10 protein-coding genes, 1 tRNA gene and 1 pseudogene are annotated in these 14,707 nt (G+C 45.4%); all 12 read left to right on the top strand.

Annotated features, from left to right (window positions below; translation table 11 throughout):
- Positions 1 to 1,707 precede the first annotated feature (1,707 nt).
- The 12 genes and pseudogenes from ACKPBX_RS07845 to ACKPBX_RS07790 all read left to right on the top strand — a co-directional run bounded on the left by ACKPBX_RS07845 (position 1,708) and on the right by ACKPBX_RS07790 (position 14,704).
- Positions 1,708 to 3,726 (top strand): DHH family phosphoesterase, encoded by a 2,019-nt coding sequence (locus ACKPBX_RS07845; protein WP_086628722.1) that lies wholly within the window; start codon positions 1,708 to 1,710, stop codon positions 3,724 to 3,726.
- Between the two features lie 3 nt (positions 3,727 to 3,729).
- Positions 3,730 to 4,179, top strand: a complete 450-nt coding sequence (gene rplI, locus ACKPBX_RS07840) for a 50S ribosomal protein L9 (protein ID WP_086628723.1) — start codon at positions 3,730 to 3,732, stop codon at positions 4,177 to 4,179.
- Between the two features lie 280 nt (positions 4,180 to 4,459).
- Positions 4,460 to 5,827, top strand: a complete 1,368-nt coding sequence (gene dnaB / locus ACKPBX_RS07835; RefSeq protein ID WP_086628724.1) for a replicative DNA helicase — start codon at positions 4,460 to 4,462, stop codon at positions 5,825 to 5,827.
- 119 nt (positions 5,828 to 5,946) lie between these two features.
- Positions 5,947 to 7,242: an adenylosuccinate synthase gene (locus tag ACKPBX_RS07830; protein WP_086628725.1), complete on the top strand. Its 1,296-nt coding sequence runs from the start codon at positions 5,947 to 5,949 to the stop codon at positions 7,240 to 7,242.
- A gap of 134 nt (positions 7,243 to 7,376) precedes the next feature.
- Positions 7,377 to 7,449 (top strand) — tRNA-Lys (locus ACKPBX_RS07825).
- A gap of 362 nt (positions 7,450 to 7,811) precedes the next feature.
- Complete coding sequence (locus ACKPBX_RS07820; protein ID WP_319995060.1) at positions 7,812 to 10,577, top strand: sigma-54-dependent transcriptional regulator; 2,766 nt, start codon at positions 7,812 to 7,814, stop codon at positions 10,575 to 10,577.
- Between the two features lie 141 nt (positions 10,578 to 10,718).
- Positions 10,719 to 11,066 (top strand): PTS lactose/cellobiose transporter subunit IIA, encoded by a 348-nt coding sequence (locus tag ACKPBX_RS07815; RefSeq protein ID WP_233442779.1) that lies wholly within the window; start codon positions 10,719 to 10,721, stop codon positions 11,064 to 11,066.
- On the top strand, positions 11,063 to 11,374 hold the full coding sequence (locus tag ACKPBX_RS07810) for a PTS sugar transporter subunit IIB (RefSeq protein WP_319995059.1): 312 nt from the start codon (positions 11,063 to 11,065) through the stop codon (positions 11,372 to 11,374). The genes ACKPBX_RS07815 and ACKPBX_RS07810 overlap by 4 nt, the downstream gene beginning before the upstream one ends.
- 13 nt (positions 11,375 to 11,387) lie before the next feature.
- Complete coding sequence (locus ACKPBX_RS07805; RefSeq protein ID WP_319995058.1) at positions 11,388 to 12,692, top strand: PTS sugar transporter subunit IIC; 1,305 nt, start codon at positions 11,388 to 11,390, stop codon at positions 12,690 to 12,692.
- Positions 12,693 to 12,694: 2 nt separating this feature from the next.
- Positions 12,695 to 12,832, top strand: a pseudogene (locus ACKPBX_RS07800) (family 1 glycosylhydrolase); the annotation flags it as partial.
- Between the two features lie 72 nt (positions 12,833 to 12,904).
- Entirely contained in the window at positions 12,905 to 14,230 is a 1,326-nt protein-coding gene (locus ACKPBX_RS07795; RefSeq protein WP_319995057.1) for a prolyl oligopeptidase family serine peptidase, read from the top strand.
- A 294-nt stretch (positions 14,231 to 14,524) separates the two neighbouring features.
- The gene (locus tag ACKPBX_RS07790) at positions 14,525 to 14,704 is read left to right on the top strand and encodes a hypothetical protein (protein WP_319995056.1); all 180 of its coding nucleotides are present in this window, start codon (positions 14,525 to 14,527) and stop codon (positions 14,702 to 14,704) included.
- Positions 14,705 to 14,707: the final 3 nt, after the last annotated feature.

Here is a 14,707-nt window from a genome sequence, read left to right as displayed (position 1 = left end):
CTGCCGAAGCGATGATCGCTCGAATTAAGCGCCATTTTTTTTGCGGTTTCCATCAAGTGTCTGGGTGAGTTATGCTCACATAACGATTTTTTCCTGGAAATTTAGACTTAGGGCTTTACGGTTTTTTGGTGTTTGGTCGGTTGAATTGTCTCGCTTCACCAGCTACATCCCCGTAATGTTTGGGCTAATTGCGATGAATCAAAATTAAAGTTAGGTGCTGGAAGAGCAATAGGCTTTTTTTTGCATACTATATTGATGGGATGGATTTCATCGAGGTAGTTGACCTCACTGGCGTGTGATGTAGGTTGTACACAGGCTGATTATATTTGTATTTTCTATTATCCACAAAAGGATATGAAGATTATTTCAGGACTGACTGTACATTAAAAAACAAGATGTGGAAAACTATTCCCTGCTCTTTTATCCACAGAAGGATCTCATCAAGATCAACGGACTTCTGTTATGAATTTGCAAACGGGCAGGAATGACTAATTGCTGAATATATAGGGTGACTTTTTCAAAATCCGGTAATTTTCATTAAAATGATAGAAAATTCATCCAAAATAAAGGACATTATTTCATAAATACACTAATCAAACAAATGTTCAGACGAATATATAAGAATCAGCGTAATCACACCGACTTATGCACAGGATGTCCACAGGTATTCGACAGCGCCAAAGCTGTCATAAATAATAGCAAGTTAATAAGTTATCAACAAAGTTATTTTATAGCAGAAATCCTATTATAGCAAGGTTAGAACATACTATTCGATTTAGTTATACACAGGCAAACGTCGAATAATGTGCATAACTGCAAAGGGTGGGGATAGTTCGAGTTATCCACAAAAAAATGTGCTGCTAAAAAATGCGAAAACTGAAAAAAATAGACAGGATGAAAATCAATTTTCAAGCAAGAAAATTGATTCTGCAGATTTTATGAAAAAATAGAAGAACATCGTATAGCTAGATTATTCAAATAATTAGTGAAATAGTAATAGAAGTCATTAGAAAAATCATTTTTCGTAAAAAGGGTTGTTGGAATAATAGATTGAAAGAAAGCGAGGTTAAGCTGAAAAAATAGTAAGAGAAGGGATCAAATCGAAAAGACAGCATAATCGAACAAAAAAGTTCCACGTGGAACATAGATTAAGAAAAATGGAATATACACAGGAGTTTTAAAAATAGAAGGGGTAATCAATAAATGTTCCACGTGGAACTATTAAAGATGGTAGAGGCAATTGCAACTAAGTGAAAACTATAATAATAATTACATTTAGATCAGGAATGGTTACTATTTTGAGAGATTAATTTTCACGGTACCTAAATCCGTTTGCGGATAAGTACACATCTAAATGCAGGTATGCTTTGAAAAAATATCCAGAAAAAATGCAGCACTTTAGTTCAATTTGCCAGATGGTGTATGAAGACTGGATAGGCGGGAACGTTTGCACCACCCATTCTAGAGCACATATTTATTTTGAGGAAATTATACGTTTAAACGCCGAAAACATTACGATGACCGGGGTATGCTCAGAAAGTCCGCTATCCGGAATACGAACTTTATTCAGGGGAAATGTTTCACGTGAAACATTCAATTTGACGTTGAGATGTCAACTAATCCCGTCAGAAAGGGCATTATAGCTATTATTATCTGAATATGTTAAAATGTACGAGTGCAAAATGTAGGTTCAGTAAAGGAGCTATCATGAAAATAAAGGAAAAGTTAAAGAATCTTCCTCACTTCATAAAGGCTGACAAGATTAAGGTTCCTTTCCTGATTATCGTGTTCTTATTGCTGGTGATTGTTGTTTTGACTTTCATTGCAGACTGGAAAATCGGTATTGGAATTACGCTCTTATGCGTTGGAATTGTTGGGTTCATCAGTTATTCTTCGGAGTATTTGATTGATGAGACAAATCAATACATATCTGACTTATCTTATCGAATCAAAAAAGGTGAACAAGAGGCTTTAATTAAAATGCCTATTGGGATACTTCTATATAATAAGCAAGAAGAAATCCAATGGATGAACCCATATTTAATAAAGTATTTTGGCAAGAAAGATACACTGGGCAGAAAGCTGAAAGTGGTTGATGAAGAATTATATCAGCTTTTTAAAGAATCGCAGGATTATGTGATACGCCGTGTGAAATGGGGAGATCATTATTTTGATATGATCATTCAAGAGGATATTGGCGTCATTTATTTGATGGATATAACAGAATATGCCAAAATTGAAGAGAAGTACAAAGACGAAAAATTTGTTTTTGGGAATATCATTGTCGACAATTATGATGAGGCTGTTCAATCCATGAACGATCGTAAGCGATCGAATGTAAACAACTATCTGACGAATCAACTCACAAATTGGGCAAACATGAATAATGTCTTTCTGAAACGAGTAGATGATGACCGCTTTATAGCATTGACCAATATGCGTGCATTAAAGAAAATCGAAGAAAACAATTTTGATATCATAAATCAAATAAGGGAAAGAACCTACAAGCAAAATTTTCCGTTGACATTGAGCATGGGTTTCTCATATGAGAAAACTTTTGAGCAAACCAATTTTAAAGAAGTCGCTAAAATGGCGCAGTCGAATATTGATTTAGCCTTGGCAAGAGGTGGCGATCAGGTTGTTGTGCGGGCCGAAAATGAAGATGCCCGTTTCTATGGTGGTAAAACTAACCCAATGGAAAAACGGACCCGTATCCGTGCGAGAATGATCAGCCAAGCTTTGGAAGAGCTTATTATCCATGCCGATAAAGTTATCATCATGGGTCATAGTTATCCGGATATGGACGTTATCGGTTCCTGTTTAGGAATCCGCCGCATTTCTCAGATGAACAATCGGGAAGCCTGGATAGTATTGGATCCGCAACAATTTTCCAATGATGTGAACCGGATCATGCAGGAGATAGACAAAGATCCTTTGATTGCGAAGCGGATCATTTCGCCTGAACAAGCAATGGCATTGGTGACGCCACAGACGCTGATCGTGATGGTTGATGTCCATCGCCCATCCATGACACCGGCACCTGGGCTGTTGAATCTGTCCAAAAAAATAGTTGTTTTGGATCATCACAGACGCGGACAAGAATTTCCGAAAGATTCTGTTTTGGTTTATATGGAACCTTATGCGTCCTCCACATCGGAATTGATCGCTGAATTGTTCGAATATCAATCCAATGAGATGGATGCTATCAATAAGATAGAAGCAACTGCTATGTTGGCGGGGATTATCGTCGATACCCGCAACTTCAGTTTGAGAACCGGATCAAGGACTTTTGATGCTGCCAGTTATCTGCAATCTAATGGAGCCGATACCGTACTGATCCAGAAATCACTGAAAGAGGACTTGGATACTTATCTGTTGCGAAGCCATTTGTTGCAGACAATGGAATTTGTGAATGGTAACCTGGCGATCGTCCATGGGGAAGATGAAAAAATCTATGACACAGTCGTAGCTGCTCAAACAGCCGACACGATGTTGTCGATGGAAGCGGTAGATGCTTCATTTGTCGTCACAAAACGCCAAGACGGCAGAGTCGGAATCAGCGCCAGAAGTCTGGGTCAATACAATGTGCAGACAGTCATGGAAAAATTAGGTGGCGGCGGACATTTATCCAATGCAGCCACTCAGATTGAGAATACGACAGTCCATGAAGTCGTTGAGAAACTGAAAGCAGTCATAAATCCAGAAAAAATCAAGGAAGGGGAATAATAAATGAAAGTTGTTTTTTTAGAGGACGTTAAAGGTAAAGGTAAAAAAGGGGAAGTCAAAGATGTTGCGGATGGCTACGCTAATTTCCTGATCAAAAACCGCAAGGCTGAAGAAGCGAATGCCGCCACTATTTCCGCATTGAAAGGCCAAAAGAAGGCTGAAGAGAAGAAGCAGGCAGAGGAGTTAGCAGCAGCCCAAGAATTAAAAGCACTGCTGGAGAATGATGAATCAATCATCAAATTGTCCGCAAAAATTGGCGAAGATGGTCGATTGTTCGGTTCCATAACAACGAAACAGGTTGCTGAAGCGTTGCAAAAGCAACATAATGTTAAATTGGATAAACGAAAAATTGAATTAGAAAATCCTATCCGCGCATTGGGTTTCACAAAAATGCCCGTAAAAATTCATCCGGAAGTGACAGCGATGTTGACTGTACAAGTGACGGAAGGGTAATAATTTTCCAAACACAAACGAAAGACAGGGATACCAATCTCTGTCTTTTCGTTTGCTTATGAGGATCACTGAGGCAACTCCTATAATATAGAAGAAAATTAATCTGACGGCCTTTTTAAGGCGGACTGACCCAACAGAATTTTTTACAAATGGGAACAAGAGTTCGTTTTTCTGAATTGTAAATATGGCTGATTTAGGATACAATAAGGAAGCAAAAGACGAGGTAGCCAGGAATGATTGCCTCGTCCGAATGAAAAAACCTAAAGGGTGAAAATATAAAATGGAAGATACACTTCAAGATCGCATACCCCCTCATAGTATAGAAGCAGAGCAATCCGTTCTGGGTTCCATTTTTTTGGATCCCGAAACGGTTGTGAATGTTTTAGAATACCTTGAATCATCTGATTTTTACAGAAAAAATCATCAGATTATTTTTGATGCGATTTTGCAATTGAACAATCGGAATGAAGCGATAGACGTCGTCACTATCTCGAATGAGTTGGATACGAAGAATCAGCTTGAAAATGCTGGCGGCATGGAGTACTTAGCCGAATTGGCGGTCGCGGTACCCACTTCAGCCAACGTGGAATATTACGCCAAGATAGTGGAAGAGAAATCGATCTTGCGCAATCTGATCCGATCAGCTACAGAAATCGTCCGCAAAGGCTATGAAGAGGGTGATGAGCTTGCTGTCATGCTGGACAGCGCCGAACAGAACATCCTTCAGGTATCCGAACGGAGAAACCGATCCGGGTTCATCCGCATATCGGATGTCGTTTCGGCATCGCTGCAGAATATCGAATCATTGGCTCAACGAAGCGATGACGTCACTGGGGTGCCGACAGGCTATATCGCTTTGGACAAAATGACGGCGGGCCTCCAAAAAGAAGAGCTGATCATCCTGGCGGCGCGTCCGGCCGTAGGTAAGACCGCTTTTGCGCTGAACATCGCGCAGAATGTCGCAACCAAGGCGGATCAGGTAGTCGCTATCTTCAGCTTGGAGATGGGGGCGGAGTCATTGGTCAACCGGATGCTGTGTGCGGAAGGGAACATCGATGCCGGCCACCTGAGGACAGGACAGCTTTCTGAGGATGAGTGGTCCAACCTGATCATGGCGATGGGGACGCTGGGCCAGTCAAAAATCTTCATAGATGATACGCCGGGGATCCGGATTGCGGAAATCAGGGCAAAAAGCCGTCGTTTGCTGCAGGAACAGGGAAAACTGGGCCTCATCGTGATCGATTATCTGCAGCTGATCGAAGGGAATAACCGCGAAAGTCGCCAACAGGAAGTTTCCGACATTTCGCGTCAATTGAAAAAGTTGGCGAAGGAACTGAAAGTACCGGTAATCGCCCTTTCCCAATTGTCCCGTGGCGTGGAGCAAAGGCAAGACAAGCGTCCGGTATTGAGCGATATCCGTGAATCGGGATCGATCGAGCAGGATGCCGATATCGTTGCTTTCCTGTACCGCGATGATTATTACGAACGTGAAGGCGGCGAAGAATCGGAACGGGATGAGCAGGAGAACAATGTCGTAGAAGTCATCATCGAAAAAAACCGGAGTGGGGCGCGGGGAACCGTAAAGCTCCTGTTCAAAAAGGAATTCAATAAATTTTCTTCGATGAGCTATATGCCGGAAATTAGTTAATGATATTGGACAAATTGTTCAGAAATGAGCGCTTTTATTTGATTCTTTATTGAAAGACATAGGTAATATTGGTAAACTAGCATAGTGTTATGAATAAATAAGATGAGGTGGAGTAAATAATGACTTCAGTAGTAGTTGTTGGGACTCAATGGGGAGACGAAGGTAAAGGGAAGATTACAGATTTCCTTAGTGAGAATGCAGAAGTAATCGCTAGATATCAAGGCGGAGACAATGCTGGCCACACAATCCAGTTTGATGGCGTTACATACAAATTGCACTTAATTCCATCCGGCATTTTTTATCCAGAAAAAATCAGTGTGATCGGAAACGGCGTAGTAGTGAATCCGAAATCATTGATCAAAGAATTGGCATATTTGAAAGATCACGGCATCAACACGGATAACCTGCGTATTTCCGACCGTGCCCATGTCATTTTGCCTTATCATATTCAATTGGATCAGCTTCAGGAAGATTCAAAAGGCGAAAACAAAATCGGTACGACGATCAAAGGTATCGGGCCAGCTTACATGGATAAAGCAGCGCGTGTCGGTATCCGTGTAGCTGATTTGTTGGACAAAGAGATCTTTGAAGAGCGCCTGAAAATCAACTTGGAAGAAAAGAATCGTCAGTTCACAAAAATGTTCGATTCTGTAGAAATCAAATTCGAAGATATTTTTGAAGAGTATTACCAATATGGTCAAGAACTCAAAAAATATGTAACCGACACATCCGTTATCTTGAACGATGTATTGGATGCAGGTAAACGCGTCCTATTCGAAGGCGCTCAAGGGGTTATGTTGGATATCGACCAAGGTACTTATCCATTCGTTACTTCTTCCAACCCGGTTGCTGGTGGGGTAACCATCGGTAGCGGTGTGGGCCCTACCAAGATCGATAAAGTTGTCGGTGTCTGCAAGGCTTACACTTCCCGTGTCGGCGATGGCCCGTTCCCTACTGAGTTATTCGATGAAGTAGGAAGCCAAATCCGCGAAGTCGGCCGTGAATACGGAACAACGACAGGCAGACCGCGCCGTATCGGCTGGTTTGATGCAGTTGTTATGCGTCATTCAAAACGCGTTTCAGGCATCACTAACCTATGCTTGAACTCCATCGATGTTTTGAGTGGTTTGGAAACAGTCAAAATCTGTACAGCTTATAAAAATGGTGAAGGTGAATTGATCTACCATTATCCAGCAAGCTTGAAGGAATTGGCTCAATGTACGCCTGTCTATGAAGAGTTGCCAGGCTGGAGCGAAGACATCACTGGCTGCCGCACATTGGAAGAACTTCCTGAAAATGCACGCAACTATGTCCGTCGCGTTCAAGAAACGGTTGGCGTTCGCATCTCCACTTTCTCAGTGGGACCTGACCGCAACCAAACGAACGTTTTGGAAAATGTTTGGGCAAGCATCTAAGGCAGTAATGAATACAAAAAAGAGTCCGCATCCGGAGATACTATCCGGATGTGGACTCTTTTTTTCGTGAAGTTATTGCATTTTATTGGAAAAGAGAGTAAAATAACATTTGTTACGTGATCAGCACGTGATAGGGGTAATTAGCTCAGTTGGTAGAGCAGCTGACTCTTAATCAGCGGGTCGGGGGTTCAAACCCCTCATTACCCATAATTCTTTAAGCAGAAATTCTGGGAACAGTGAAGTAATTTTCTTCACTGTTTCCCAGGATTTTTTTGTTTTATAAATAATACAGGATGACAAAGATGGGCATGGTTACAATACATACCAGCGTGGTCATGATATTGATCGCGCCAGCATACTCAGCATAAAGCCTATTATATATCATCTTCTCGCTGCCTACTAGTTTACTTGGAATTCATGCAAAGCAATAACCGTATTCTTTGTTTTTAAATTTTTTAGCAGGCACTGCAAATAATAACTACAATCTAATATTTTTATATTCTTACATGATTAAAGTATATGGTACGATTGTTATTGGAATGTAAACGCTTACCAAGGGGTGATGATTTTTGCAGAGGATTGAAAAAGTGCTAGAGGCATTGGGCATGCTTTACGAGGAAAAGAAGCATGGCATAACGGCCGAGGAAATCGCCTATAGATTGAAAAGCGACAGAAGCAATATTTCGCGTGATCTGAATCAGCTGTATAAGGAAAAACGCTGCTACAAAGAAAAAACCAGACCGGTACGTTTTTTCCCGTGCGCACGCAAGGTGCCCCAACAGGCTGCGGCACCAAAGGAAACGCCTAAAATCGTGGACATGGATAAATTCCTGAAGAAGAATCCCAGCCTTTTCCATCAGATCGAGCAAGGGAAGGCTGCCATCCTGTATCCAGGGGACGGCATGCATATGCTGTTGCTGGGCGAAACTGGGGTGGGCAAGTCGTTGTTTGCCGATTTGCTGCACAAATACGGTATCCAATCGGGGAAACTGGCCGAATCTTCCCCCTTCATCCAGTTCAATTGCGCCGATTATGCCCATAATCCGCAACTATTGATGAGCCAGTTGTTTGGCCATACAAAAGGGGCTTATACGGGTGCGGAGACAAATAAGACAGGGCTGCTCGAGAAGGCGAACGGTGGCATCCTATTTTTGGATGAAATCCACCGGTTGCCGATCGAAGGGCAGGAGATGCTGTTCACCTACATCGACCGCGGTGTTTTCCGGCCGCTCGGCGAATCCGAAAAGGATCACCATGCCAATGTCCTGATCATCGGCGCTACGACGGAGAAGAAGGACACACTTCTGAAAACATTCATCCGCAGACTGCCGATCATCATCGATCTGCCGAGTTTGAGGGAAAGGTCGATCGAGGAACGCCATCAGCTGTTCGATGCCTTCGTCCAGCAGGAAGTCGACCAGTTGGGAGTGCCGATGTATTTCAGCAAGAATGCGCTGAAAGCTTTTCTGCATTACAAATGCGAATTGAACATCGGGCAATTCAAAGCGGATATCCGGATCGCTTTCGCGAAAAGCTATGCCCGTTTCTTGGCAGTCAAAGAAAATTATCTGAAAGTCAGCAGCAATGATCTGCCGGATTACATCCGGGCGGGTCTGCTCAGCAATGCGGACCACCGTCAGATGTGGTCGAAATACGAAGGGACGAACCGACAGGCGATCCAATATCTTCCTTCCGACAATACCGTTCCGGAAGTCAGCAGCGCGCCGAGCGAAAGCACCATTTATCGGGAAATGAATACACGCTACAGGGAATTGGAGCAGAAAAAAATCAGTGCGGATGAGATCCAAAAAGCGATGGAGCACGATCTGAAGACGTATTTCAAGTTGACTGGAGAAAAGGAACAACGCTTCTGCAACAAGGAAAATTTGATTGCGCTTGTGCCTGACAACATCATCAAGGAACTGGAAAAAATCCTCCGCCATGTCACGATCAAGACAGGCAAAGTGATGAGCGATAAGGTGTTCCAGATGATGGCGATCCATATCTACAACCTTGTGAAGCGAAGCCAACAGGATCATGTGCTGAAAAACGATATGCATGAAGCGATCATCGACAAATATCCGGAGATGTATGGTGTCGCGAAAGAATGTATGGCCATTTTGGAAGCGGACCTGGGTGTGCGCATTCCGGAAGAGGAAGCGAGTTACTTCATCATGTTCCTGACGCACGATGAGATGGATGCGATCGAAAGATTGGCGAAAGTGCAGGTAATCGTGATTGCGCACGGATCAGGGATTGCGTCGGCACTTTGCGACACGGCGAACCAACTGCTGAACCATGAGGGTGCCATCGGGATCAATGCGCGCTTGGATGAGGAGCCCCGACAGGTATTCGAAAGGCTGGTCCGCTACATCAAAAACCATCAGATTATGGACGATATCCTGCTGCTGGTGGATATGGGCAGCCTGACGACTTTTGCGGGGGAACTGGAAAAGCTGTTCCCCTTGAAGGCCGAGTCCATCCCATTGGTGAGCACCATGCATGTCCTCGAGGCCAGCAGAAAAGCGATGATCGGTTGCAGTCTGCGTGAAGTCTACGTCGAGACCCTGAAGGTGAACGACTATATGGCCATCTATCAGGACAGGAAGGCATTGGAACAGGTGCAGAAGCCCAAAGTGCGGCCGCAAGCCACGGATTCGTTCCATTTCAGACCGTTGGCGATCATTTCGATCTGCCTGACCGGCGAGGGAACCGCCGTAACGATCCGTGACATCATCCGCAAGGAGATTTCCTTCGACGAGAAGGAAATCACGATCGTACCGATCAACCTGGTCGGCAAGGAGAGCATTTATGTGCGCCTTCAGGAATTGACGAAGGAATACGAGATCATCTGTGTCATCAGCACCTTTGCGATCAAAACGGAGTATCCGACCTTTGAGCTGTATACGGTCATGAACCGGGCGGGACTGCAAAGGATTCAGGACTGCATCGATGAAATCTATACGTATCGTTCGATTAAGGAAACGATCCTGAAGTATTACGACATGCCCGAAATAGAGGAGCTGCTGTCCAGCATTTATCGCTTCAACGATGAAGTGAACGAAATGATGAGCCCTTCCCTGTTTGTGAGCGATAAGATCGGCCTTTCCTTCCATATCATCGGTATGCTGCGCAAAATCAAGCGCAAGGAACAGATTCCGCATTTTGAAAAAGGCATGGTTTCCTTTCCGCAGGACAAATATATCGTTCCGAAAATCAAGAATCTTTTCCTGGATTATTTCCGGGAGCATCTGGAGATGATCAACGAGGACATGCTGAACCATGTCGCCTATGCTTACTTGGCCCGAAGTGTGTCCTACACGGCGAACGGCTGACACACAATTGCATAATTTTAAAAAATCTGTGTCGTTTTGGCGACACAGATTTTTTTGTTGCGCGATACGGTGCGGTTCATGTGTGTTGGCACGCTATTTGCATATAGATAAATGAAAGGATAAAGGACAGGAGGGATTCATTTGGAAGACGAGGAGAACATCATCATGCAACTGATCATCCATGGGGGAGATGCCCGCGCGTACAGCATGAAAGCCATCCAAGCTGCCGAAAAGGGCGAGTTTATGGAAGCCGACAAACTGATGGGGGAGGCAAGGACTTCCTTGAACAAGGCGCATGATCTGCAAACTACGATCATCCAAGAAGAAATCAGAGGAAAACCGACCAACACTACGCTGCTGATGGTCCATGCACAGGATCATGTGATGAATGCCATGACCGTGAGGGATCTGGCGCAGCACCTGATCCAACTGAGGGAAGAAGTCCATTTGTTCCATACACAAAAAGTGAATCAGGAGGGGATTGCATGACACTATCGATTATGTTGGCCTGTGCGGGAGGTTTCTCGACCAGTATGCTGGTCGAACGGATGAAGGACGCAGCAAAAGAGAGAGGGATGGAGGTCAATATCGATGCCACGGCGGAAGGGAAAGTGGATAAGCTGATCCAGAATATCGACATCCTCCTGCTGGGTCCGCAAGTCGGTTACATGGAGGAGAGCTTTAAAAAGAAGTACAGTGGCCATCCGGTCGCGATCGCAACGATTCCTTCGATGGATTACGGCATGATGAACGGCAAAAAAGTATTGGCGGAGGCTTTAAATTTATTAAACAAATAGGGGGCTGAAAAGAATGGCTGATTTTTCGAATGTGCAAATGAGTTTACAACGTGGTGCGGGTGCGATCCAAAATAACAAATATATCAGTGCCATCACGAATGGTCTGATGTCAGCGATGCCGATCACGATCGTGGGTGCCTTGGGGAGTCTCGTGAACAGTTTCCCGGTTCAAGGGTATCAGGATTTTTTGGTCAACGCTGGATTGAAAGCGATTACGGTTATTCCTTCTGAAATCACGACCAACCTTTTGGCCATCTATGTTGTTTATTTGATCGCTGCGAAGTTTGCCGAGTCCTATGACATCGACGCGACGCCGGCAGGGATTCTTGCCTTGATGAGCTTTTTGATTGTGACACCTTTCAATTATTCCGAAGCGAACACATTGGCCTCGCTGCCCGCTACCTGGATGGGCGCACCGGGACTGTTTACTGCATTTCTTGTCGCGTTATTGTCCGCGAAAGTTTATACCATTTTTAAAATTAAAGGTTGGGTCATCAAGATGCCTGACGGCGTACCGCCTACTGTTTCCAAATCATTCTCCGGTCTGGTGCCGGGCTTGGTGTTGGCTGTCCTTGCAATGGTCATCCGCTACGTGATGACGTTGACTGCTTTTGGTGATATCCACTCGTTCATCTTTTCAGTAGTGGCTGCACCGTTGACCAAACTGGGCGGAAGCTTTACGGCTCTGTTGGTTGCGATGTTTGCGGCACAGATTTTGTGGTTGGTCGGTGTACACGGCGCAATGGTCGTCTACAGTGTATTCATGCCGATCTGGACACCGCTGGGGACTGAAAACTTGGCAGCCTATAACGCCGGTCTGGAAATCCCGAACATCGTTTCCGGAAGCATGTTCGGGATGGTTGTGTTCATGGGTTCAGGCGCTACCTTAGGCTTGGCTATGGCGATGCTGCGGGCAAAATCGGAGCAATACCGTGTGCTTGGCAAATTGAGCTTGATACCGAACATCTGCGGCATCAACGAACCGATCATCTTCGGGATGCCGATCATCATGAACTTCACTTTGGCTATCCCATTCATCCTGGTGCCTTTGATCATCGCAGTTACTTCCTATCTTGGCATGCTGACAGGCATCCTGCCTTACCTGCCGGGTATCGCGGTACCGTTGGGTGTTCCGGTCATCATCAACGGATTGATGGCGGGCGGCTGGAGATGGGCTGTCTATCAAGCACTTATGATCGGCGTGAGCTATTTCGTCTATCTGCCGTTCTTCAAAGTTATGGACAAAGCTGCTTATAAACAAGAGGTGGAAGCGCAGCAGCAAGCGGAAGCATCAGAATTGGACAGCGCATTAGTTTAATGTATGGCAAAATGTCCAAACGCTACGGCTTCATCTATGTCGATCATGATGAAGGAAAAGGCAACTTGAAACGCAGCAAAAAAGAGTCGTTCCACTGGTACAAGAAGTTCATCGCTTCAAACGAGGCCGATCTGGACTGAATGTCCGGAGCGGACGCAACATTTTCTGTAAGGATCCAACACAAAAACACAGATAGATCGGGAGGAAAAAATATGATGGGTAGAGTGAAAAAAATGGCTAAAGTAACGGCATTGAGCGCGGTGGTTTTAGGAGGGTTGTTCGCAACGGCGGATCAGGTTTCGGCAAAAGAATTGAAGACGCAGCCATCATCCTATGAAACGGTCATCGAAGTGAAGGATTGGGGCGCAACGGTGACGAAGATCATCGTGGACTTGGGCAGGCCGGTTCCGCAAGGCTCCGTGACGACTGATACATTCAGCGTCAATGTCTCAAGAAGCGACAGCCGCTTAGAACCTTCCTTGCTGGGTGCGGGCATCGTGAATGTCACCAATGCCTATATGGCCGACAAAGACGGCAATCCGGCCGTTCAGACTGGCCAGTATGTGGTGCTGGAAATGGAATACGGTCCGACTTTGGCCTTGAGCTCTGCTTTGAACTATCAGGTCGCTACCGGTCGCAATGATTGGACGACGAACGCCTACACCATCACGCAACAGACGGCTATCGAAACGCCGGCGGGCTCCGTATCCGGTCTGGTCGTCACGGAATTTGCCGGAACAACCAAGGAAATCATCGAAGATTTCGAAACCGGCGCATCGACCTTCGAAGACGTCACATTGACTTATGCTGACTACAGCCCGGCGCAGGACAACCAAGAAAATCCATTGATCATCTGGCTGCACGGAGGCGGGGAAGGCGGAACGGATGCGACAATCCCGTTGGCTGCAAACAAAGCGACTGCTTTGGCTACGGATGAGATCCAGTCCTACTTCGATGGAGCCTATGTCTTGGCTCCGCAGACACCGACCTATTGGATGGACGGCATCGGCGGAAGAGCGGATGGTTCTTCCAAATACGAAGATGCTTTGATGGCGCTGATTGAAGAGTACGTCGCCAACAATCCGGATGTCGACACCGACCGAATCTATATCGGCGGACCTTCCAACGGCGGCTACATGACGATGCTGATGGTGCGGGATTACCCTGGCTACTTCGCTGCCGCTTTCCCTGTCTGCGAAGGTTTGAATGATGTTTTGATCTCGGATGCGGACATCCAGAATCTGGCGCAGACGCCTATCTGGTTCACTGCCGCCGCAAACGACATGGTGCTGCCTCCAGCAATCAATACGATTCCTACCTACAACCGCTTGTTGGCTGCCGGTGCGGATGTGTACATGACCTTGTTTGATAATGTCGAGGACACTTCCGGTCTGTATACAAATGCGGACGGCACGCCTTATCAATACAATGGCCACTTCTCTTGGGTGTATGTCCACAACAATGAAGTGTCGACAGTGATCGACGGAACAGAGATCACATTGATGCAATGGCTGGCCGAACAGTCCTTGAACGACTGATCTATTTGATGCACCTTTTATAAAACAAACAGCCTCCGGAAGTCCGTAACATACGGATTTCTGGAGGCTGTTTTATGTCGTTTTGACGCTTTAAGAGAGTGGGTATCAGTGGGCGGACAGCGGTTTGTCGGACAATGACCAGCTTTCTACGACGCGTGCTCCTATCATTCGGGCAGCCGAATTCCCGGCGAACGGCTTCACACCGGGAACCCGACCCATTTCCGTTAGCCGAATTCCCGGTGAGCTCCCGCAATCTTTGTGCTATGATGGTAAAAAAGCAGGGGAGGAATCGTGATGGTTGAACTGGATCGGGTGGTCAAATTGCTCGTGGAGAAGATGCTGCGGTCGTCCAAAGAACCGGAGCCAAGCGGGAGTGGGACCGATGAGGAGAAAGCGGCCGGGCATAAACCCCCAGAGAGCATCTTGGAGGAGCCAACCAAAGACGCAACGGACAAAAAAATGCCTGAAGGGTGATTC

Source organism: Trichococcus shcherbakoviae (assembly GCF_963666195.1).
Lineage (GTDB): Bacteria > Bacillota > Bacilli > Lactobacillales > Aerococcaceae > Trichococcus > Trichococcus shcherbakoviae.
Note: the sequence above shows the minus strand (reverse complement) of the source record. Positions and strands in the feature narration are given on the sequence as shown.